The organism is Bradyrhizobium sp. NC92 (genome assembly GCF_025200865.1).
Taxonomy (GTDB): domain Bacteria; phylum Pseudomonadota; class Alphaproteobacteria; order Rhizobiales; family Xanthobacteraceae; genus Bradyrhizobium.
The window spans coordinates 19,041-38,698 of sequence record NZ_CP104171.1 but is presented as its reverse complement, the minus strand read 5'-3'; the positions used below and the strand labels follow the sequence as shown (position 1 = coordinate 38,698).

The 19,658-nt window shown below is 65.6% G+C and carries 19 protein-coding genes; 9 read left to right on the top strand and 10 right to left on the bottom strand.

The genetic code is table 11. The features are described 5' to 3' along the window. The first annotated feature begins 195 nt into the window (after window positions 1–195). The 3 genes from leuB to N2602_RS00160 all read left to right on the top strand — a co-directional run bounded on the left by leuB (window position 196) and on the right by N2602_RS00160 (window position 3,470). Window positions 196–1,308 (top strand): 3-isopropylmalate dehydrogenase, encoded by a 1,113-nt coding sequence (leuB, locus tag N2602_RS00170; RefSeq protein WP_260381391.1) that lies wholly within the window; start codon window positions 196–198, stop codon window positions 1,306–1,308. 329 nt (window positions 1,309–1,637) lie between these two features. Further along, window positions 1,638–2,609, top strand: coding sequence for an IS110 family transposase (locus N2602_RS00165; protein WP_260381390.1), 972 nt, complete (start codon window positions 1,638–1,640; stop codon window positions 2,607–2,609). Between the two features lie 225 nt (window positions 2,610–2,834). Next, window positions 2,835–3,470 (top strand): DapH/DapD/GlmU-related protein, encoded by a 636-nt coding sequence (locus tag N2602_RS00160; RefSeq protein WP_260381389.1) that lies wholly within the window; start codon window positions 2,835–2,837, stop codon window positions 3,468–3,470. A gap of 183 nt (window positions 3,471–3,653) precedes the next feature. Here N2602_RS00160 and N2602_RS00155 read toward each other — a convergent pair whose 3' ends face one another. Continuing rightward, a complete protein-coding gene (locus tag N2602_RS00155) occupies window positions 3,654–4,040 on the bottom strand; it encodes a hypothetical protein (protein WP_172787991.1) in 387 nt (128 codons plus the stop codon). A 170-nt stretch (window positions 4,041–4,210) separates the two neighbouring features. Continuing rightward, window positions 4,211–4,999 (bottom strand): hypothetical protein, encoded by a 789-nt coding sequence (locus N2602_RS00150; RefSeq protein ID WP_260381388.1) that lies wholly within the window; start codon window positions 4,997–4,999, stop codon window positions 4,211–4,213. A 116-nt stretch (window positions 5,000–5,115) separates the two neighbouring features. On the opposite strand from N2602_RS00150, the gene N2602_RS00145 reads away from it, so the two are divergent. Beyond that, window positions 5,116–6,150, top strand: coding sequence for an aspartate-semialdehyde dehydrogenase (locus N2602_RS00145; protein WP_036002717.1), 1,035 nt, complete (start codon window positions 5,116–5,118; stop codon window positions 6,148–6,150). Window positions 6,151–6,155: 5 nt separating this feature from the next. Here N2602_RS00145 and N2602_RS00140 read toward each other — a convergent pair whose 3' ends face one another. The 5 genes from N2602_RS00140 to murJ form a co-directional block, all read right to left on the bottom strand. Continuing rightward, window positions 6,156–6,728, bottom strand: a complete 573-nt coding sequence (locus tag N2602_RS00140) for a NifU family protein (RefSeq protein ID WP_260381387.1) — start codon at window positions 6,726–6,728, stop codon at window positions 6,156–6,158. A gap of 302 nt (window positions 6,729–7,030) precedes the next feature. Beyond that, window positions 7,031–7,525, bottom strand: coding sequence for a universal stress protein (locus N2602_RS00135; protein WP_260381386.1), 495 nt, complete (start codon window positions 7,523–7,525; stop codon window positions 7,031–7,033). A 66-nt stretch (window positions 7,526–7,591) separates the two neighbouring features. Beyond that, a complete protein-coding gene (locus tag N2602_RS00130) occupies window positions 7,592–7,987 on the bottom strand; it encodes a hypothetical protein (protein WP_260381385.1) in 396 nt (131 codons plus the stop codon). A gap of 12 nt (window positions 7,988–7,999) precedes the next feature. Then, on the bottom strand, window positions 8,000–9,052 hold the full coding sequence (trpS, locus tag N2602_RS00125; RefSeq protein ID WP_260381384.1) for a tryptophan--tRNA ligase: 1,053 nt from the start codon (window positions 9,050–9,052) through the stop codon (window positions 8,000–8,002). Between the two features lie 80 nt (window positions 9,053–9,132). Then, window positions 9,133–10,665: a murein biosynthesis integral membrane protein MurJ gene (gene murJ, locus N2602_RS00120; protein ID WP_260381383.1), complete on the bottom strand. Its 1,533-nt coding sequence runs from the start codon at window positions 10,663–10,665 to the stop codon at window positions 9,133–9,135. 124 nt (window positions 10,666–10,789) lie between these two features. Between murJ and N2602_RS00115 the strand changes: the two genes are divergently transcribed. From N2602_RS00115 to N2602_RS00105, 3 genes are all read left to right on the top strand, one after another. Continuing rightward, window positions 10,790–11,791 (top strand): adenosine kinase, encoded by a 1,002-nt coding sequence (locus N2602_RS00115; protein ID WP_260381382.1) that lies wholly within the window; start codon window positions 10,790–10,792, stop codon window positions 11,789–11,791. A 509-nt stretch (window positions 11,792–12,300) separates the two neighbouring features. Further along, a complete protein-coding gene (locus tag N2602_RS00110) occupies window positions 12,301–12,621 on the top strand; it encodes a hypothetical protein (RefSeq protein WP_172787983.1) in 321 nt (106 codons plus the stop codon). A gap of 110 nt (window positions 12,622–12,731) precedes the next feature. Further along, window positions 12,732–14,225 (top strand): NAD-dependent succinate-semialdehyde dehydrogenase, encoded by a 1,494-nt coding sequence (locus N2602_RS00105; RefSeq protein ID WP_260381381.1) that lies wholly within the window; start codon window positions 12,732–12,734, stop codon window positions 14,223–14,225. A gap of 158 nt (window positions 14,226–14,383) precedes the next feature. Here the strand turns inward: N2602_RS00105 and N2602_RS00100 are convergent, their stop codons facing one another. From N2602_RS00100 to N2602_RS00090, 3 genes are all read right to left on the bottom strand, one after another. After that, window positions 14,384–14,653, bottom strand: a complete 270-nt coding sequence (locus N2602_RS00100; RefSeq protein ID WP_409241881.1) for a hypothetical protein — start codon at window positions 14,651–14,653, stop codon at window positions 14,384–14,386. Window positions 14,654–14,843: 190 nt separating this feature from the next. Beyond that, complete coding sequence (locus N2602_RS00095) at window positions 14,844–15,758, bottom strand: phosphoribosylaminoimidazolesuccinocarboxamide synthase (RefSeq protein WP_260381380.1); 915 nt, start codon at window positions 15,756–15,758, stop codon at window positions 14,844–14,846. 63 nt (window positions 15,759–15,821) lie between these two features. Further along, the gene (locus tag N2602_RS00090) at window positions 15,822–16,739 is read right to left on the bottom strand and encodes a pirin family protein (protein ID WP_172787979.1); all 918 of its coding nucleotides are present in this window, start codon (window positions 16,737–16,739) and stop codon (window positions 15,822–15,824) included. 290 nt (window positions 16,740–17,029) lie between these two features. Here N2602_RS00090 and N2602_RS00085 point away from each other — a divergent pair, with 290 nt between their 5' ends. Next, window positions 17,030–18,085, top strand: coding sequence for a helix-turn-helix domain-containing protein (locus tag N2602_RS00085; RefSeq protein WP_172788012.1), 1,056 nt, complete (start codon window positions 17,030–17,032; stop codon window positions 18,083–18,085). A gap of 140 nt (window positions 18,086–18,225) precedes the next feature. Further along, window positions 18,226–19,650 (top strand): serine hydrolase, encoded by a 1,425-nt coding sequence (locus tag N2602_RS00080; RefSeq protein WP_311738838.1) that lies wholly within the window; start codon window positions 18,226–18,228, stop codon window positions 19,648–19,650. Window positions 19,651–19,658: the final 8 nt, after the last annotated feature.

Here is a 19,658-nt window from a genome sequence, read left to right as displayed (position 1 = left end):
CCGACCTGTCATTCCGGGGCGCACGCGAAGCGGGCGAGCCCGGAATCCATAACCCCGGCTGGTGGTTATGGATTCCGGGCCCGCGCATCCAAGTCGGCTGTTGCCGACTTGGACAACCAAGATGCCGAACTCGGGTAAACCCGAGGTCGGCGGCGCGTCCCGGAATGACGAGAGAGGATCAAGAAGGACACGACCATGGCGACCCACAAACTGCTGCTGCTCCCCGGCGACGGTATCGGCCCCGAGGTGATGGGCGAGGTGAAGCGGCTGATCGACTGGCTCAATGCGGCCGGGATCGCCAAGTTCGAGACCGACACCGGCCTCGTCGGCGGCTCCGCCTATGACGCGCACAAGGTCTCGATCTCCGAGGGCGACATGGCCAAGGCCAAGGACGCCGACGCTGTGATTTTTGGTGCGGTCGGCGGCCCGAAGTGGGATGCCGTGCCTTACGAGGTGCGCCCGGAAGCCGGCCTCTTGCGTCTGCGCAAGGATCTCGCCCTGTTCGCCAACCTCCGCCCGGCCGTGTGCTACCCGGCGCTGGCGGATGCCTCGAGCCTGAAGCGCGAGGCGGTCGAGGGCCTCGACATCGTCATCGTGCGCGAGCTCACCGGCGGCGTCTATTTCGGCGAGCCGAAGACCATCACCGATCTCGGCAACGGCCAGAAGCGTGCCATCGATACCCAGGTCTACGACACCTATGAGATCGAGCGCATCGGCCGCGTCGCCTTCGAGCTTGCCAGGAAGCGCAAGAACAAGGTGACGTCGATGGAGAAGCGCAACGTCATGAAGTCGGGCGTGCTCTGGAACGAGGTCATGACTCAGGTCCACAAGCGCGAATACCCCGATGTCACGCTCGAGCATCAGCTCGCCGATTCCGGCGGCATGATGCTGGTGAAATGGCCGAAGCAGTTCGACGTCATCGTCACCGACAATCTGTTCGGCGACATGCTGTCCGACATCGCGGCGATGCTCACCGGCTCGCTCGGCATGCTGCCCTCGGCCTCGCTCGGCGAGGTCGACGTCAAGACCAAGAAGCGCAAGGCGCTGTACGAGCCCGTGCACGGCTCGGCGCCAGACATCGCCGGCAAGGGCCTCGCCAATCCCATCGCGATGATCTCGTCCTTCGGCATGGCGCTGCGCTATTCCTTCGACATGGGCGATCTCGCCGACAAGGTCGACCAGGCCATCGCCGCCGTGCTCGCCAGCGGCCTGCGCACCGCCGACATCAAGTCGGAAGGTACCACGTCCGCCTCGACCACGCAGATGGGCGAAGCGATCCTGAAGGAATTGCAAAAGCTGCACGCGTAAGCGGCAAGCACAGAATCGTAGCAATCGTAGGGTGGGCAAAGCGTAGCGTGCCCACCAGTCGATCGCGATTAGTTAGAGAGAGATGGTGGGCACGGCGCGTTGCGCCTTTGCCCACCCTTGTATTAGCGCGCCGGGTTAGGATGGCCCCGTTCCGTGAGGAATGGCCCAGCCCGGGTGGCCGCCCGAGCTGGGCCGCCGATCGATCGGATCGATGCCCATCGAAGCCTTGAAGGGCTGCGTTTCGTAGCAAGATCGCGGTCGGCACTTCATCGGGACCCGCATGGTTGAACGAACTTCAGGTTCGCATTCACAAGGGAGGGTCGAGGAAGATGGCCAAGCGTATCACGATCTGTGCCGGGATCGATACCGGCAAACATAAGCTCGACGTGGCGGTCGACGGCAGCTCGGAGCAATGGCAGGTCGACAACACGGTAGAAGGCCACCAGGCGCTGGTGGAGTGGCTGAAGCGCCGCAAGGTCAAGCGGATAGGGATCGAGGCCAGGGGAGGCTACGAGCAGGCGGTGGTCGCCGAGCTGCGGCGCAAGCGGTTCGTCGTCATCCTGTTTCAGCCGAAGCAGGTCTGTGCCTATGCCACGTTCCATCAGCTGTTGGCCAAGAACGACAAGATCGACGCGGCGCTGATCGCGATGTGCACTGCTGCGGTCAAGACGATCCATCCCGCTCCGGATCCGCGCCTGCAGCCCTTTGCCGAGCATCTGACGATGATCGACCAGATCACGGAGGACATCGCAAGACTGAAGAACCGGCTCGAGAGTTGCCGCGACACGCGGATTCAAGGGATTTGGAAGGCGCAGATCGCGCTCCTGGCCAAGTCCAAACGAGCCGAACTCAAAGCGCTGCTGGCGGCGATCCGCCAGCACCCTGATCTGGCCGCACGGCTCGATCTGATCTATAGCGTCGCCGGCTGCGGCCTGCCGACCGCCGTTGCCGTCCTGGTCAGGATGCCCGAGGTCGGCAACATCACGCGCGGGCCCGCTGCAGCTCTCGGCGGGCTGGCGCCTTATGACGACGACAGCGGCAATCACGCCGGCGCCCGTCACATCGAGGGTGGCCGCGAACGCCTGCGCCGGGCGCTCTACAACGCGGCTCTCGCGGCATCCTTCCGCTGGAATCCGCAGCTCAAGGCTCTGTACGCCCGCCTGATCGCAGCCGGCAAACGCCACAAATGCGCGCGCATCGCCTGCGCCAGAAAGCTGCTCGTCACCATCAACGCCGTCGTCGCCCGCGGAACTCCCTGGGTGGCCGAGGTGCCTCAACGCGCCAAGCTGCCCGCCGTCTGACCGCGTTTCTTTGTTCGATCAGGCGACCGTTTCTTCGTCCCGACCTGCCGCCACAACGACGCCGCGCGCGGCGGCCGTCAAGGCTGGCCGTCGCTCAAATCTCGCCTCACATCCGCTGCCGCCAGGCCACGCCTTGACGGTCGCAAGCGCGGCGTCATGCTCAAGGCAATCGGGCGCCGCTTTAATGGTTGCTACGGCACTGTCCGTAATCTCAGGAGCCACCTCATGGATTCACCCCGCCCCAAGATCGCGGAGACCATCATCCATGAGACGGTGCGCCTGCGCGAGGCGCAGATCGGGCGGCGCTGCGAGGTGCTCGCGGGCACGCGCATCGAATATGCTTCGCTCGGCGACTACTCCTATCTCGGCGAGAATTGCGACGTCGCCGACGCCGTGATCGGCAAGTTCACGGCGATCGCCAATTCGGTGCGGATCGGTGCGCCGAACCATCCGATGGGCCGTCCCTCGCAGCACCGCTTCACCTATGTCCCCGAATATTACGAGGCGGGCGCGACGCGCGACCGCGACTTCTTCGCAGGTAGGCGCGGCGACCGGGTGATCGTCGGCAACGATGTCTGGATCGGCCACGCCGCCATCCTGCTGCCGGGCGTGAGCGTCGGCGACGGCGCGGTGATCGCCGCAGGCGCGGTCGTCAGCCGCGATGTCGCGCCCTACACCATCGTCGGCGGCGTTCCCGCCCGTCCGATCCGCAAGCGCTTCGATGATGCCGTTGCCGCAAGCCTGCGCCGCATTGCCTGGTGGGATTGGCCGGATGAGCTGATCTTCGAGCGCCTCAGCGATTTCCGCTCCGAGGCCATCGAAGAATTTTGCCGGCGCTATGACCCGGCGGCCAACGCGTAGCCTCAAGCCGTCGTTGCGAGGAGCGAAGCGACGAAGCAATCCGGAATCGGCCCGCAGAGAGATTCTGGATTGCTTCGCTGCGCTCGCAATGACGAGGGAGAGGCAGGTGTGCCCTACGGCATCTCGCCAAAACAAAAATGGCCGGGCTTCGGCCCGGCCATTTTGACTTCAAGTCGACCCGCCTCAGTACAGCGGGAAGTTCTGCGGATAGCCGCCGACATCCTGCGGCGGCGAGAGCGGCTGGCGGTCGATCGGACGGTTGAGGTTCTCGCGGGCGAAGGACGGATAGCCCACGGCCGGCGGGAAGGCGTAGTCGGTGAACTTGCGGTCGCCCGGATTGACCTCGGTGCCGCCGTCGAGCCAGGAGCGCTTGCTCACATAGATGCGGGTGCGGCCCTGCTGGTAGACCGCGTTGGGGCCGCTCGGGCCGTAATAGGGCCGGCCGCGCTCGTCATAGCGCTGCTTGGTCCTGGTCTCGGCGGAAGCCGGGGTCGCGAACGCGATGGCCATTGCGGCGCCCGCCGCAAGCAATGTCGCCAGTTTGTTCGCGGCAGAAAATTTCAAGCTCATCACGTCCCCTTCAGGCGGCAGGCCGCCAGTCGATTTCACCCCATACTAGCCCGGCCAGGGCGGATGCAACTAGGTCAATTGGGTCACACCAGCCCGGAATAATCGTGCGCGCCGGCAAAAGTTGCATGCAAACCAGCCACTTGAGCTTGATGCAGAATCCTTGATGCAGGTCAAAGCGCTCCGCGCAATTGCGCGTTCGCGGCGCCGAGCAGCCAGTCCGGCGAGCCCTGCGGGGCACAGCCGCGGCGCCTGAGCTCGGCATGGGCGAACAATTCGGCCAGCTTCGGCTCGTTGCCCGAGGCCAGCAGCGTGAGCCGGTTCAGCGTGCAGGCGATCGCCGCGCGGCGGGCGGGCAAGCTGTCGCCCTGGCAAGAGAAGCCGGAGATCTGCAAGCCTGGCTCCTCATAGCGCTTGAGATAGCCGAGGCAGGCCCGCGTCCCCTCCGCCGCGCCGACCGGTCGGAACAGGGCAACGGGGCCTAATTTGGTGTCGATCAGGCCGGCCTGCTCGAGCGGGGCATCCGCACCCAAACCCATCTGAGCGGCCAAGCCTGCGGCTGCCGGCCGCGTCACGTCGAATTCGGCGCCCTGGCGGTAGATTTCGAGCTCGGCCACCGGCTTGTCCGCCGCGTCGGTCCAGCGCAGCACGTCCCTGCGGCCGCCTTCGGGATGCCGAAAGATGGTGTAAGAGGCTGTTTTCTCTGATGGATCGATCCGACTGACGGCGAAGCGCGGATGCGAGCGGTCTGCCGTAGTCCAGCTTGGCTTGTCCGCGGGACCGTCACCGCGCAGGTCAGGCAGCTGTCCCAGGCCTGCGAGGGCGAGGATGGCAAACAGGGCGAGCGCCCCCACATACACGACCAGATGCGCCAGCGTGCCGACCACCTCATCGGCGATAGCCAAAAGCGTCAGCTGGATCTGGGTAGGGCTAACGGCCGTGCTGGCCTCAGGCGACTGCATCCACGTCCCTAAGGCATGGTCCCACGTTGTCTTGAGGCCGGTTCTCGCATAGAAGCGCTGCTCTTCCTGTTTAAGCGTCAGCTTCGGGAACGGGCTTTTTCATCGGAGAGTGAACGATGGGTTACAAAGTCGCAGTCGTCGGCGCGACCGGCAATGTCGGTCGGGAAATGCTCAACATCCTGGATGAGCGCAAATTCCCCGCGGACGAGGTCGTGGCCCTGGCGTCGCGCCGCAGCGTCGGCGTCGAGGTCTCCTATGGCGACCGCACCCTGAAGGTCAAAGCGCTCGAGCATTACGACTTCTCCGACGTCGACATCTGCCTGATGTCGGCGGGCGGGTCGGTGTCGAAGGAATGGTCGCCGAAGATCGGCGCCGCCGGCGCCGTGGTGATCGACAATTCCTCGGCCTGGCGCATGGACCCGGACGTGCCGCTGATCGTGCCCGAGGTGAATGCGGCCGCGACCGAAGGCTTCAAGAAGAAGAACATCATCGCCAACCCGAACTGCTCGACCGCGCAGCTCGTGGTCGCGCTCAAGCCCTTGCACGAGAAGGCGACGATCAAGCGCGTCGTGGTCTCGACCTATCAATCGGTGTCGGGCGCCGGCAAGGACGCGATGGACGAATTGTTCTCGCAGACCAAGGCCGTCTACACCAACGACGAGCTGGTCGCGAAGAAATTCCCCAAGCGCATCGCCTTCAACGTCATTCCCCACATCGACGTCTTCATGGAGGACGGCTACACCAAGGAAGAGTGGAAGATGATGGCGGAGACCAAGAAGATCCTGGATCCCAAGATCAAGCTCTCCGCCACCTGCGTGCGCGTGCCTGTGTTCGTCGGCCATTCCGAGGCCGTCAACATCGAGTTCGAGAATCCCATCACCGCCGATGAAGCGCGCAACATCCTGCGCGTGGCGCCGGGCTGCCTCGTCATCGACAAGCAGGAGCCCGGCGGCTACGCCACGCCGTATGAGGCGGCCGGCGAGGACGCGACTTACATCAGCCGCATCCGCGAGGACGCGACCGTGGAGAACGGCCTCGTGCTCTGGTGCGTGTCCGACAATCTGCGCAAGGGCGCCGCCCTCAACGCGATCCAGATCGCGGAAGTCTTGATCAACCGCAAGCTGATCACCGCGAAGCAGAAGGCGGCGTAACCGGCTTACATCGGCCGGACTTCGACCACGTCGGGCACGAAGTGTTTGAGCAGGTTCTGGATGCCGTGCTGGAGCGTCGCCGTCGATGACGGGCAGCCGGAGCAGGCGCCCTTCATGTTGAGATAGACGATACCGTCCTTGAAGCCGCGGAAGGTGATGTCGCCGCCGTCATTGGCGACCGCCGGCCGCACCCGGGTCTCGATCAGGTCCTTGATCATGTCCACGGTCTCGGCGTCGGCTTCGTCGAAGAACTCGTCCTCCTCGTCGTCGAGATCGGCCTCGCTTGTGGCCGCGCCGTCGGCCAGCAGCGGCGCGCCCGACATGTAGTGCTCCATGATGGCACCGAGGATTGCGGGTTTGAGCTGCTGCCATTCACCGCTCGCTTTGGTCACGGTGATGAAGTCCGATCCGTAGAACACGCCGGTGACGCCGGGCACCTCGAACAGCTTTTCAGCGAGCGGCGAACGCGCCGCCGATTCGCGGCTCGAAAACTCCATCGGACTGCCGTCGACCACGACGCGGCCGGGAATGAACTTCAGCGTGGCGGGATTGGGGGTGGCTTCGGTTTGAATGAACATGATTTTCTCCAGACGTCGCCGGTTCAAGGCCGGCGCGTGCTCTATCCCCTAGCAGATGGCGACGGCGAACGCACGATCAAGGGGAGGCGGGATATTAGTCCATAAATTTCAGAGGGTTGGGGCTCCGCTTACCCTCCCCTGGAGGGGGAGGGTCGATCGCGCGAAGCGCGAGCGGGGTGGGGTGATCTCTCCCCACGGGCAGCGTTCGAGGTGGAGAGACTGTCACCCCACCCCGTCTCATGTCTCGCTTCGCTCGACACGAGCCGACCCTCCCCCTCCAGGGGAGGGTAAGAGCAGCGCAGCTACGACAGCGAATCCACGCTTTGGTCGCTCAGGGCGCCCGAGATGACCGTCACCGGCACCGGGAACGTGCCGAGCGCATGGGCGAGCAGCGAAACCAAAGGACCGGGCCCTTCCGCGCCGGGATTGGCGGCGAGCACCAGCATGGCGATATCGGGGTCCTCGTCGATGACAGCGAGCAGCTGCTCCAACGCTTCGCCTTCGCGGATCACCCGCTCCGGCGTGATGGCGGCAATGCCGTTGGCGCGCCCGGCGGCGCGGTCGAGCGCGGCTTCGGCGGCTTCCTGCGCCTCGGCCCGCATGATGTCGGCCACACCCAGCCATTCCTGGCTCTGTTGTTCCGGCTCGATGATGCGCAGCATCACCACGCCGCCGCCGGCGCGGATCGCCCAGCGGCTGGCGTAATAGACCGCGCGATCCCACTCGGCGCTGTCGTCGACGATGACGAGGCATTTGGGCTTGTGACCCGGCTCGTAGCAAAGTCGTTTGCTGGTCATGCATGTCCCGGATTGTGCACGGGAGCATGCTGCCACGCGGCAGCCGCCTTCGACAAGCCGCGTCGCCTAGGTCGAACGATCCCAGGGAATCGGCACCGGCGCCTTCGCGGCGGCAACACTTTCTGCGTCGCCGGGCTCCACCGCAATGATGTGCCGATATTCGAACGGAAACTCAGTTCCGTACCAGAACTCATCATTCTCGGCCACGGAATGCGGTTCATTGGCGAGCATGCCGACATAACCATCCGGTGTGCGCCCGCGGATGATGACCCACATCCGTTCGACAGCCGGATACTCGTCGCCTTCAACGGTGATCTCGAAGATCAGCTTGGCGTAGTCGCCCACCCGGAGCATCTTGCGAAGGGCAAGGTCCGGAATGTGGAAGGTCGCGGGAGCCTCGCGATGACGCTGCTCGCCGTCGTCGAGGCGCCAGCCGTCGTGATGAAGGTCCGGCGCTCTCATTGACGTGTTGCCTTAGCGCCGGCGGATGAAGCCGACGATGTCCTTGGAGAGCTTCATCGTCTCGTCGGCGATCGCGTGCGCCCGGTCGGATCCCTCGTTCAGGATCGTGTCGATATGGCCGGGATCGGCGACGAGGCGCTTCATCTCGCCGGCGATCGGCGCGAGTTTTGTCACGCACAGCTCTGCCAGCGCGTTCTTGAAGCTGGAGAACTGGCCGTTGCCGAATTCACGCAGCACGTCCGCCTTCGACCGGCCGGCCAGCGCGGCGAAGATGCCGACGAGATTGTCGGCCTCGGGCCGCGCTTCCAGGCCCTTCTCTTCCGTCGGCAGCGGCTCCGGATCGGTCTTCGCCTTGCGGATCTTCTGCGCGATGGTGTCGGCATCGTCGGTGAGATTGATGCGCGAATTGTCGGAGGCATCCGACTTCGACATCTTCTTGGTGCCGTCGCGCAGGCTCATCACGCGCGTCGCCGGACCCGTGATCAAGGGTTCCGGCAGCGGGAAGAACAGCCCGTCATTGGCGCCCTGCGCGCGGATGGAGTCACCAAAGTCGTTGTTGAACTTCTGCGCGATGTCGCGGGAGAGCTCGAGATGCTGCTTCTGGTCCTCGCCCACGGGCACGTGGGTGGCGCGATAGAGCAGGATGTCGGCGGCCATCAGCACGGGATAGTCGAACAGGCCCACGGAGGCGTTCTCGCGGTCCTTGCCGGCTTTCTCCTTGAACTGGGTCATGCGGCCGAGCCAGCCCATGCGCGCGACGCAGTTGAAGATCCAGGCGAGCTCGGCGTGGCCCGAGACCTGGCTCTGGTTGAACACGATGTGCTTCTTGGGATCGATGCCGGCCGCGATGAACGCCGCGGTCACCTCGCGGGTGTTGCGCGCGAGCTCGACCGGTCCGCCCCAGACGTCCACCCCTTGCGTGATCGCATGCATGTCGACGACGCAATAGATGCAATTGTGGGTTTCCTGCATCTTCACGAAGTTGACGATGGCGCCGAGGTAATTGCCGAGGTGCAGATTGCCCGTCGGCTGGACGCCGGAAAAGACCCGTTCAACGAATGGCATGGTCAGCCTTCCCATAGGTATCGGCCGTCGTTTCCAACAGCGGCGCTGCCCCGTCAAGGGTCTTTCGCGCGGGCCGTGGGTCAGCCGGGTCGTTTCAGCGCGTTAAGTGCCTCGCGCCAGGAGGCGGCACCGAGGATCTGCAGCAGCAGGCCGTAGACCGCGATCCCGGCCGCGATCTGCACACCCAGCACGACGAAGCGGATCAGGCCACGCGCCTCCGCAGGCATCAGATCCGCGGACAGCCAGAGCAGGGCGCCCATCGCGGCCGCGGCGAGCACGATCCGCGGCAGCCGTCTTCGCGCGGCATCGTCCGCCGAGAAGCCGAACTCGCGCGTGCCCTTTCGGAGCAACGAGAGCGCGCTGCTCCAGGCGCCCGCCGCGATGCTCGCCGCGATCCCGCTCGCGCCGAAGAGATGGCCGAGCAGGACCGCGAGGGCGACCGCGACCACAAAGCCTTTGGCGGTGGCCATGAGCGGCGTCATCGTGTCGCTGCGGGCATAGAACGCCGGCGACAGCGCCTTGATCAGCACATGGGCCGGCAAGCCCAGCGCCAGCCACATCAGCGCGCGCGCGGTGGCCGTGCTGTCCTCCGCACCGAACGCGCCATGCTCGAACAACAGCCGCACGATCGGCTCGGCGAGCACGATCAGGCCGAGGGTCGCCGGCAGCGCCAGCCCGGTCGCAAGCTCCAGCGCACGGGATTCGGCGTGCGCCACCGCGTCGCGATCGGAGCTAGCCACCGCGCGCGTCAGCTCCGGCACCAGCACGGTGCCCATGGCGACGCCGACGATGCCGAGCGGCAACTCGATCAAGCGGTTGGCGAAATAGAGCCACGACACCGCGGACGGCGTCGCGGACGCGATGATCGCGCCCGCCACCATCAGCCATTGCGGCCCCGAGCTTGCGATCATGCCGGGGATCGCCTTGGCGAAAAAGCCGCGCATCTCCGTGTCGAAACTGGCGCGCAGCGGCGTCGCGAGGCGCGCGCTTCGCTGCGACAGCAGCATCATCAGTTGCAGCAGGCCGGCAAGACCAACGGTCGCAGCCAGGATCCACGCGGCGAAGCCGGCCTCTGCCCGCCCGACGAGCAACATCGCGATCGCGGCGATCAGCGCAATGTTGAACAGCAGCGGCGCGAATGCCGTGAGCGCGAAGCGTCCCTGCGCGTTGAGCAGTCCCATCAGCACGGTGACGGGACCGGCGAAGGCGAGGTAAGGCAGCATCAGCCGCGCGTTCTGAACCGCGAGATCGAGCGTGCCGCTGCCGAGGAATCCCGGCGCGATGACCGTCATGATCAGCGGCATCAACAATGCGATCAGGAGCGAGATCGCGACCAGCGCTGCGCTGACCGTGCCGAGCACGCGCCCGGCGAACGCCGCGGCTTCCGCCACCCCGTCGCGGTCCCGCACCCGCAACCAGGCCGGGATCAGCGCCGCGTTCAGCGCGCCCTCGCTGAGCAGCCGCCGCACCACGTTGACGAGCTGGAACGCCGCCAGAAACGCGTCCGCCACGGCACCGGTGCCGAGCAGCGCCGCAATCAGGGAATCGCGGGCAAAACCCAGGAGGCGCGAGGCCAGCGTTCCCGTCGAGACGGTCAGGAAGGAGCGGATCATGCTCTCGAAAATACCGTTGCTTGCCCGCCAAGGCCCGGTCGTGATAGGCCGCGAGCTTGGATTTCAGGCCGACAGGAAGCGGATTTCCGTAAGGTCCGCAATCCGGCAAACAGGATCAAGGTGAATGGCTGACGTGAAATATGACGTTCTCGGCATCGGCAACGCGCTGTTCGACGTGCTGGTTCGGACCGACGAGGCCTTTCTGGCCAAGCATGGCATGACCAAGGGCAGCATGTCGCTGATCGACGAGGCGCGGGCGGCGGCCATCTACAAGGACATGGGGCCGGCCACCGAAGTCTCGGGCGGCTCGGCCGCCAACACCATCGTCGGCATCGGCAGCCTGGGGGCACGCGCCGCCTATGTCGGCAAGGTCAAGGACGACCAGATCGGCAAGCTCTACGTTCACGACATCCGCTCAGCCGGCGTCGCCTTCAACACGCCCGCCGCCAAGGACGGCCCCGCCACCGGCTGCTCCTACATCCTGGTCACCGGCGACGGCGAGCGCACCATGAACACCTATCTCGGTGCGGCGCAGGATTTGTCGCCCGCCGACATCGATCCGGCCGAGATTGCTGCTGCCGGCATCGTTTATCTCGAAGGCTATCTCTGGGACCCCAAGAACGCCAAGGAGGCCTTCGTCAAGGCCGCCAAGATCGCCCATGACGCCAAGCGCAAGGTGGCGCTGACGCTGTCGGATTCCTTCTGCGTCGATCGCTATCGCGACGAGTTTCTCTCGTTGATGCGGGGCGGCACCGTCGACATCGTGTTCGCCAACGAGTCCGAGCTGCACTCGCTCTACATGACCTCGGACTTCGACACCGCGCTGAAGCAGCTGCGCAACGACGTCAATCTCGGAATCGTCACTCGCAGCGAGAAGGGCTGCATGGTCGTGTCCGTGGAAGACGCGGTCGCAGCGCCGGCCTTCCCGGTCGAGAAGGTGGTCGACACCACCGGCGCCGGCGATCTCTTCGCTGCCGGTTTCCTCTACGGCCTCGCGCGCAACTTCGGCTACAAGCAGTGCGGCGAGCTCGGCGCGCTCGCCGCCGCCGAAGTCATCCAGCACATCGGCGCCCGCCCGCTCGTGTCGCTTAAGGAGCTGGCGGAGCAGCGCGGGTTGACGGGGTAGAGCAAGGCTCTCTCCCCGTCATTGCGAGGAGCGCAGCGACGAAGCAATCCAGAGTCTCTCCATGGCGGCAGACTGGATTGCTTCGCGGAGCCTGTCATCGGGCCGCGCTTCGCGCGGACCCCGTGGCTCGCAATGACGATGGTGATGCAGATGCGCGCCTTGGACTCTGCTGTCTGCATGGCGTTCCTCGGGTTTGATTATTGTTTGAAGTAGTCGACTGCCTTCACGCGCGGCGAACGCGTCCGGATGCCCGCACTGGTCGCGATGTCGTGACTTGACCGCCTTGGTCCCAGGCACGACGACAGCAGGACTGAACCGCGACGCTCTCTCACAATCTGCGGTGGATTGCCGGACGTCGCCTCACCTCGGAAGGGCTCGAGGCGATATAGTTTCGGCAGCTTGAAACATTTCGTGAGCTGCCGCGTTCAGCACCCGGCCCGGCTCATGGGCTGATTAAGATTTGATGCAAATGTCGCCGCCCGTGCATGGGCGGCGAGGGGGGACCTCAGATGATATCGACCTGGAGCGAATGGAAACGCTATCCCCGTGCCGGACGGGGCGAGAACCTGGAGGCGCCGATTTCGCCCGGGATCTACGAGGTCCGCATTGCCGGCACCGGCGCGCTCTATTCTTTCGGCGCGGTCGACAATCTGGCGCAGGCGCTGGCGCTGCTGCCGGTCGGCTCGAAGTCGTGGTTCGGCCGTCGCGACACCTCCCACGTTCCCGATCTCGAATACCGGACCTGCGCGACGTCCTCCAAGGCCGACGCCAAGGCGGCCGCCGAGCGCATGATCGGCCGGCGCGAGACCTATATGAGCGGCGCGGCGTAACCTCGCGGCTCCGAGTTTAATTCCCATCAGATGTGCGTTGCGGGGCGGTGCATTGCGAGCCGCCTGTCCCTATATTCCGGGCCAATCCGATCGCCCGCAGGGAGAACGCCATGACCCCGACCGCCGCCGCCCGCGCCACTCAATCCACCGCCACCCTGCGCGACCGGTTGAAGGACCCCTCGCTGCTGAAGGAGGCCTGCTACATCGACGGCGCCTGGGTCGGTACGCCGGTCTTCGCCGTCAACAATCCCGCCACGGGCGTCGAGCTGGCAAAGGTGCCGCAGCTTGGTGCTGACGACACCACCAGAGCGGTCGAAGCCGCAGAGCGTGCCTTTCCGGGTTGGGCCAAGCACACGGCCAAGCAGCGTTCCAACATCCTGCGCAAATGGTTCGAGCTGATCACCGCCAATCGCGAGGATCTCGCGCTGATCCTCACCTCCGAGCAGGGCAAGCCGCTCACCGAGGCGCTCGGCGAGGTCGATATCGGCGCCGCCTATATCGAGTTCTTTGCGGAAGAAGCCCGCCGCGTCTATGGCGAGACCATTCCGAGCCAGCGGCCTGATGCGCGCCTGCTCGCCATCAAGCAGCCGATCGGCGTCTGCGGCGCGATCACGCCGTGGAATTTCCCGAACTCGATGATCACGCGAAAGGTCTCGCCGGCGCTGGCCGCCGGCTGCACGGTGGTGCTGAAGCCCGCCAACGAGACGCCGCTGTCGGCGCTGGCGCTGGCCGTGCTCGCCGAAAAGGCCGGCATCCCCAAGGGCGTGCTCAACATCATCACGGGTGACGCGCCGCCGATCGGCAAGGTGCTGTGCGAGCATCCGGCGGTGCGCTTTGTCGGCTTCACCGGCTCGACCGCGGTCGGCAAGATCCTCTATCAGCAGGCCTCGGTCCGGGTGAAGCGGCTCGGCCTCGAGCTCGGCGGCAACGCCCCCTTCATCGTGTTCGACGACGCCGACATCGAGGCTGCCGTCGAAGGCGCGATTGTCTCGAAGTATCGCAACATGGGCCAGACCTGTGTCTGCGCCAACCGCATCTACGCCCAGGACAAGATCTACGACGAGTTCGTGCAGAAGCTGACGAAGAAGGTCGCGGCGATGAAGATCGGCGACGGCACCGAGAGCGGCGTCACGCAGGGCCCGCTGATCAACATGAAGGCGGTCGACAAGGTCGAGCGCCACATTGCGGATGCCGTCAAGCGCGGCGCCAAGGTCGTCACCGGCGGCAAGCGCAGCGAGCTCGGCCGCTCCTTCTTCGAGCCGACCGTGCTCGCCGACGTCAAGCCGGACTCGCTGGTGTCGCAGGAGGAGACCTTCGGCCCGCTCGCACCCGTGATCCGCTTCAAGGACGAGGCCGACGTCATCGCGATGTGCAACGCCTCGCCGTTCGGCCTCGCCTCGTACTTCTATTCCCGCGATATCGGCCGCGTCTGGCGCGTCGCCGAAGCGCTGGAATCAGGCATGGTCGGCGTCAACACCGGCCTGATCACCACCGAGGTCGCGCCCTTCGGCGGCGTCAAGGAAAGCGGTTTGGGCCGCGAAGGCTCGCGTCACGGCATGGAAGAATATGTCGAGATCAAATACGTGATGATGGCGGGGGTGTAAGCCACCATCATCTCTCCACGTCATTGCGAGCGCAGCGAAGCAATCCAGAATCCCTCCGCAGAGGCAGCCTGGATTGCTTCGTCGCAAGGGCTCCTCGCAATGACGGAGCTGACGTCGTAGCCCGGACCGGCGAGTTGAGTTCGCCGGCGCGAATGGCGTCAGCGGCAGACGTAGGCGCCGTTCACATAGACACGGACGCATGCTGCGCCGGCAGCTGCCGCACCCACCGCCGCTCCCCCCACGACCGCGCGTCGCGTGGTTCGACGTGCGACGCCGGCAACGCTCGCGGGGGTTGCCGGCCGGCCGACCCTGGCTTCAGCGCTGGGAACGCCGAACGCGATGCCGGCGTCGTTTGACCAGTTGGTCGAGCCGAAAATTCCGCAGCCCAGGACGGCTGCAAAAAGTAACATTCGCTTGGTGCCGACCATGGCGATCTCCCTCGTTGTTGTATCAAGCCGAGGTGATCACCTTTCTCTTATCATTGGCTTCCGGCTTGATCTGGATCAATGGAGGCGAGATCGCAGCCCGAATGGAGCCCTTGGGTCGGCGCAAAGCGCCAAAGGCGTGTTCATACTCTGCTGTCGTCCCTGCGAACGCAGCGCGACAGCAAACCGCGCCCTAAATCTTCAGCTCGTTCCCCGTCACGCGCCGATACGCTTCCAGATATCGCTTGCTGGTCGCGTCAACCACGCTGGCCGGCAGCGGCGGCGGCGGGGCGTCGCCGTTCCAGCGGCTGGCGCGGCGCTCGACGTCGAGATAGTCGCGCAGGGGTTGCTTGTCGAAGCTCGCCTGCGGCTGGCCGGGCTTGTAGGCGTCCACGGCCCAGAAGCGCGAAGAATCCGGCGTCATGACCTCGTCGATCAGGATGATGCGGCCGTCCTTGTCGCGGCCGAACTCGAACTTGGTGTCGGCGATGATGATGCCCTGCTCGCGGGCGAGCTCCTCGCCGAGCGTGTAGATCGCCCGCGTCATGCTCTCCAGCGTGTAGGCGACCTCGTCGCCGACCACCGCGCGCATCTTCGCGATGGTGATGTTCTCGTCATGGCCGCTCTCGGCCTTGGTCGCCGGGCTGAAGATCGCCGGCTCCAGCTTCTCGCTCTCGACGAGGCCCGTCTTCAGCTTCTCGCCGGCGAGCGTGCCGCTGGCGGCGTATTCCTTCCAGGCGGAGCCCGAGAGGTAGCCGCGGATCACGCATTCGATCGGAAACACGGTGGTCCGCTTGCACAGCATGGCGCGGCCGAGGATCTCGGCGCGGTGCGGCTGCAACGCCGGCACGGCCGCGACGATCTCGTCGGTGTCGGCGCTGATCATGTGATGCGGCACTACGCCTTCGAGCTCGTTGAACCAGAACGCGCTGATCTGCGTCAGCACCGCGCCCTTCATCGGGATGGTCTCGCCCATCACGACGTCGAAGGCGCTGATGCGGTCGGTGGTGACGAGCAGCAGGCGGTCGTCGTCGACGGCGTAGATATCGCGCACCTTGCCGCGTCCGATCTTGGATAGAGGCAGGTCGCTGGAGAGCATGGTGGTCATCGGCAAAGCCTTCGCACAGGACATCCGGCCGCGTCTGACGGCGCGACCGGAGACCGGATTAGCCTATTCCGGCAGCGGAATGAACTCATGTTCCTGCGGAACTGCCGCGAAGCGGCCGGTTTTCCAGTCCTGCTTGGCCTGCTCGATCCGCTCCTTGCTGGAGGAGACGAAATTCCACCAGATGTGGCGTGGGCCTTCCAGCGCATCGCCGCCGAGAAACATCATCCGCGTCGCTTTCAGCGCCTTCACGGTGATGCGGTCGCCGGGCCGGAAGATCAGGAGGCGCGGCCCCTCGTAGCGCTCGTTCGCGATCTCGACCTCGCCGTCGACCAAATAGATCGCGCGCTCCTCGTGATCGGGGTCGAGCGGCACGCTCGCGCCCGCGACCGCCGTGACCTCGGTGTAGAACCAGGGCGAGACCATCGACACCGGCGAGGTGATGCCGAAGGCGGAGCCCGCGATCACCCGCGCGGTGAAGTCGCGCTCGGAGATCATCGGCAGGTCGCCCGCCGCGTAATGCTGGAACGACGGCGCGATCTCTTCGGAGCCCGCCGGCAGCGCGATCCAGCTTTGCAGGCCGAGCATCTTCTGGCCCGAGGCGCGCTGTGCATCCGGCGTGCGCTCGGAATGCGCGATGCCGCGCCCCGCCGTCATCAGGTTCATCGCGCCGGGCGCGATCTCCTGGACGTTGCCCTCGCTGTCGCGATGCATGATCGCGCCGTCGAACAGATAGGTGACGGTGGCAAGCCCGATATGCGGATGCGGCCGCACGTCCATGCCTTTGCCGGAGACGAACTGCACCGGGCCGAAATGGTCGAAGAAGATGAAGGGCCCGACCATCTGCCGCTTGCCGTGCGGCAACGCGCGGCGCACAGCGAACCCATCGCCGAGGTCGCGCGTGCGCGGCACGATGACGAGATCGAGCGCATCGCAGGACATGGGATCGCCGAGCACGGGATCGTTCGAGGGCTGCCAGCTCATTGGGGGGACTCCTTTTGGCTTTGTTGGAGCCGAGGGTAGCAGGATTTCGCATCGCCGTCGCGACAAAGGCCGAACCACATACTCCCCTGTCATGCCCCGGCTTGACCGGGGCATCCAGTACGCCGCAGCCCGTCGATTCAATCACTGGCGTCTCGGTGTACTGGATCGCCCGGTCAAGCCGGGCGATGACAGCGGTGGGCGCCGCTAACCCTTGCGTACGGATGGTCCTTGAAAAAACGAGCGCAACGAACGATGTTCGGCTGCCTTCAACCGCACCGTCGCATCACCCGATGACACTTGCCACAACCGAGCTTGCCTTCCGCGCTGCCAGCGTCGCGCTGCTGCTGGTGCTGGCGGCATCATTGCTCTCCGAGTTCCGCAATGTGCTGGCAGCCCGGCTCGGTGCGGCCTTCGGGCTCGGCTCGGCGGCGCATGCCGCGAGCTATTCCATCGGCGTGTCGTCGCTCGTTCCGGTCTGGCACGCGCCGCTGATTGCACTGTCGACCGGCAATATCGTCGTATTCTGGCTGTTCACACGCGCGCTGTTCGACGACGCCTTTCGCCTGCGCTGGTGGCACGGTTTGATCTGGGCTGCGGTGACCGCCTTCAGCTTCGTCGGGTGTCTCTGGATCGCGCCCGGTGGCAACGCGCGGTTCTCCGTGACTGCAGTGAACCTGATCGTGCTCGGTTTCATCGTGCTCGCGGTGGCGCAGACGATTCGATCATGGTCCGCCGACCTGGTCGAGCGTCGCCGCCGCGTGCGCGTCTTCATCGTCTGCGCTGCCGTGCTCTATGGCGGGTCGAATGCGGTGCTCCAGATCCTCGTTGCCTTCAGCGTGGGCGATGTCGCCAACACGATCAATACAGGCGTGCTCGCCTGCATCGTTGCAGCGATTGCCTACGCGATGATGCGCGTCGATGGCGCCGACCTGTTTCCGATTGCGCCAGAGCCCGCACTCCCGGTCGCGCTGGTCCAGCCCACGGCCGAGGACTCCGACCAGAAACTCGTCGATGCCCTGATGCGCCTGATGGCGGACGAGCGGATCTATCGCCAGGAGAACATTACCATCGGCGCGCTGGCGGGCCGGCTGAAGATTCCCGAATACCGGCTGCGCCGGCTGATCAACCAGCGGCTCGGCTATCGCAACTTCAATGTGTTCCTGAACAACCATCGGATCGAGGAAGCCAAGGCCGCGCTCGCCGATCCCGCCCAGGCCGGGGTCCCCGTCATCACCATCGCCATGGACGCCGGTTTCCAGTCACTGGGGCCGTTCAACCGGGCGTTCAAAGCGGTGACGGGCGTGACCCCGACGGAGTACCGGCGGCTGAAGACAAGTGCGGCCTAATTCCAAGCCATTCTAATCACACCGAAATTCTGGAATCGGCGAGGTCAGTTCGGTTTCAACAAGGCCATTTTCCAAATCCGGCGAGCGCACCCCCGGCTGCTCCGGCTTCCTCCAGCATGCGTCCCAGCCGGAGAAAGCCCGTGACCCGCCGCAAGATCCTCCTTCTCACCACCGCCATCGCCGCAGCCGGCCTCGCGCTCGGCGCGGCCCGGGCCCGCGACGTGCCGAAGGTCGCCACCGGCTTCGTCGCCGACATCCTGTGCGCCGAGACGTTCGTCTCCGGCCTCGATCCCAGCCGTAACTTCGCCGAGACCACCGACGCCATGCCCGGAGCGAGCCTGATCGGCTGGGCGATGGAGTACAGGGTCGATTCCGTCCGCAAGGATGTCACGGTGACGTTGTTTGGCCTCGGCCGCAGCCGTGCCGTCTATCGCGAGGGCCTCGGCTGCACGCTCGATCACGGCACTGGCATTGCCGCCGTCGCGCCGCCGCCTGGCGACAAACGGCCCGCCTTGCTGCCCGAGATCGCCGGCCCCGCGATCGTGTCGCCGCAAAACCCCTTGCTCGCCGCCGCGCTCGACCGGGCCTTCGCCGAGCCCGCGCAGCCGCCTCACCGCCGCACCCGCGCCATCGTCGTGATGAAGGCCGGCCGCGTCGTCGCCGAGCGCTACGCCGACGGCATCGGCCCCGAGACGCCGCTGCTCGGCTTCTCCATGACGAAATCGGTGATCTCGGCGTTGATCGGCGTGCTGGTGCGCCAGGGCAAGCTGAAGCTCGACGGTCCCGCGCCGGTCGCGGCCTGGAAAGATCCCGATGATCCCCGCCATGCCATCACCGTCGATCAGCTGCTGCGTCACACCGCGGGCCTTGCGCTCGGCAGCTCGCTTCAGGCTTCGCTCGGCTCCGCCTTCGAGCCCGTCAACCGGATGAAATTCGCCGAGAAGGACATGGCCGCCTATGCCGAGACCATCCCGCTTCAGACCGCGCCCGGCACCGCGTGGAATTATCACGACGGCAACGTCCTCATCCTCTCGCATCTGATCCGCGATGCGGCCGGTGGCACGCCGGAAGACGCGCTGCGCTTTGCGCGCCGCGAATTGTTCGCCCCGCTCGGCATGCGCCATGTCGTGCTCCAGCTCGACGGCGCCGGCACGATCGAAGGGTCGAGCGAGATGCTCGCCTCTGCGCGCGACTGGGCGCGCTTCGGCCAGCTCTATCTCAATGACGGAGTCGCCGGCGGCAAACGCATCTTGCCGGAAGGCTGGGTGACCTATTCGGCGACGGCCACGCCGAATGCCTGGGTCGGCATCGGCGCCGGCTTCTGGACCAACCAGGGCGACAGCTTTGGCGCAAACTTTCGCGTGGAACATGGCTGGCCGCGCGATGCCTTCTTCGCCAAGGGCACGATCGGGCAATACGCCATCGTGATCCCGTCTGAGCAACTGGTGATCGTGCGCCTTGGACGCTCGCCGAACTGGCCGCCGGCGGCGGATGGCGTGTTCGATCTCGTGCGCGAGGTGGTGGCAGCCACGCGCGAAAAGGGGAAGCTGGCGGGAGTGGATTAGCTCAACCT

Excerpts from the sequence above, each read along its gene's own strand:
- trpS (WP_260381384.1), bottom strand. The coding sequence starts at position 9,052 with ATGCCATTCGTTGAACGGGTCTTTTCCGGCGTCCAGCCGACGGGCAAT.
- N2602_RS00145 (WP_036002717.1), top strand. The coding sequence starts at position 5,116 with ATGGGTTACAAAGTCGCAGTCGTCGGCGCGACCGGCAATGTCGGTCGG.
- N2602_RS00100 (WP_409241881.1), bottom strand. The coding sequence starts at position 14,653 with ATGGTCGGCACCAAGCGAATGTTACTTTTTGCAGCCGTCCTGGGCTGC.
- N2602_RS00150 (WP_260381388.1), bottom strand. The coding sequence starts at position 4,999 with ATGCAGTCGCCTGAGGCCAGCACGGCCGTTAGCCCTACCCAGATCCAG.
- N2602_RS00155 (WP_172787991.1), bottom strand. The coding sequence starts at position 4,040 with ATGAGCTTGAAATTTTCTGCCGCGAACAAACTGGCGACATTGCTTGCG.
- murJ (WP_260381383.1), bottom strand. The coding sequence starts at position 10,665 with ATGATCCGCTCCTTCCTGACCGTCTCGACGGGAACGCTGGCCTCGCGC.
- N2602_RS00105 (WP_260381381.1), top strand. The coding sequence starts at position 12,732 with ATGACCCCGACCGCCGCCGCCCGCGCCACTCAATCCACCGCCACCCTG.
- N2602_RS00090 (WP_172787979.1), bottom strand. The coding sequence starts at position 16,739 with ATGAGCTGGCAGCCCTCGAACGATCCCGTGCTCGGCGATCCCATGTCC.
- N2602_RS00135 (WP_260381386.1), bottom strand. The coding sequence starts at position 7,525 with ATGACCAGCAAACGACTTTGCTACGAGCCGGGTCACAAGCCCAAATGC.
- N2602_RS00095 (WP_260381380.1), bottom strand. The coding sequence starts at position 15,758 with ATGACCACCATGCTCTCCAGCGACCTGCCTCTATCCAAGATCGGACGC.
- N2602_RS00140 (WP_260381387.1), bottom strand. The coding sequence starts at position 6,728 with ATGTTCATTCAAACCGAAGCCACCCCCAATCCCGCCACGCTGAAGTTC.
- N2602_RS00115 (WP_260381382.1), top strand. The coding sequence starts at position 10,790 with ATGGCTGACGTGAAATATGACGTTCTCGGCATCGGCAACGCGCTGTTC.
- N2602_RS00085 (WP_172788012.1), top strand. The coding sequence starts at position 17,030 with ATGACACTTGCCACAACCGAGCTTGCCTTCCGCGCTGCCAGCGTCGCG.
- N2602_RS00110 (WP_172787983.1), top strand. The coding sequence starts at position 12,301 with ATGATATCGACCTGGAGCGAATGGAAACGCTATCCCCGTGCCGGACGG.
- N2602_RS00130 (WP_260381385.1), bottom strand. The coding sequence starts at position 7,987 with ATGAGAGCGCCGGACCTTCATCACGACGGCTGGCGCCTCGACGACGGC.
- leuB (WP_260381391.1), top strand. The coding sequence starts at position 196 with ATGGCGACCCACAAACTGCTGCTGCTCCCCGGCGACGGTATCGGCCCC.
- N2602_RS00165 (WP_260381390.1), top strand. The coding sequence starts at position 1,638 with ATGGCCAAGCGTATCACGATCTGTGCCGGGATCGATACCGGCAAACAT.
- N2602_RS00160 (WP_260381389.1), top strand. The coding sequence starts at position 2,835 with ATGGATTCACCCCGCCCCAAGATCGCGGAGACCATCATCCATGAGACG.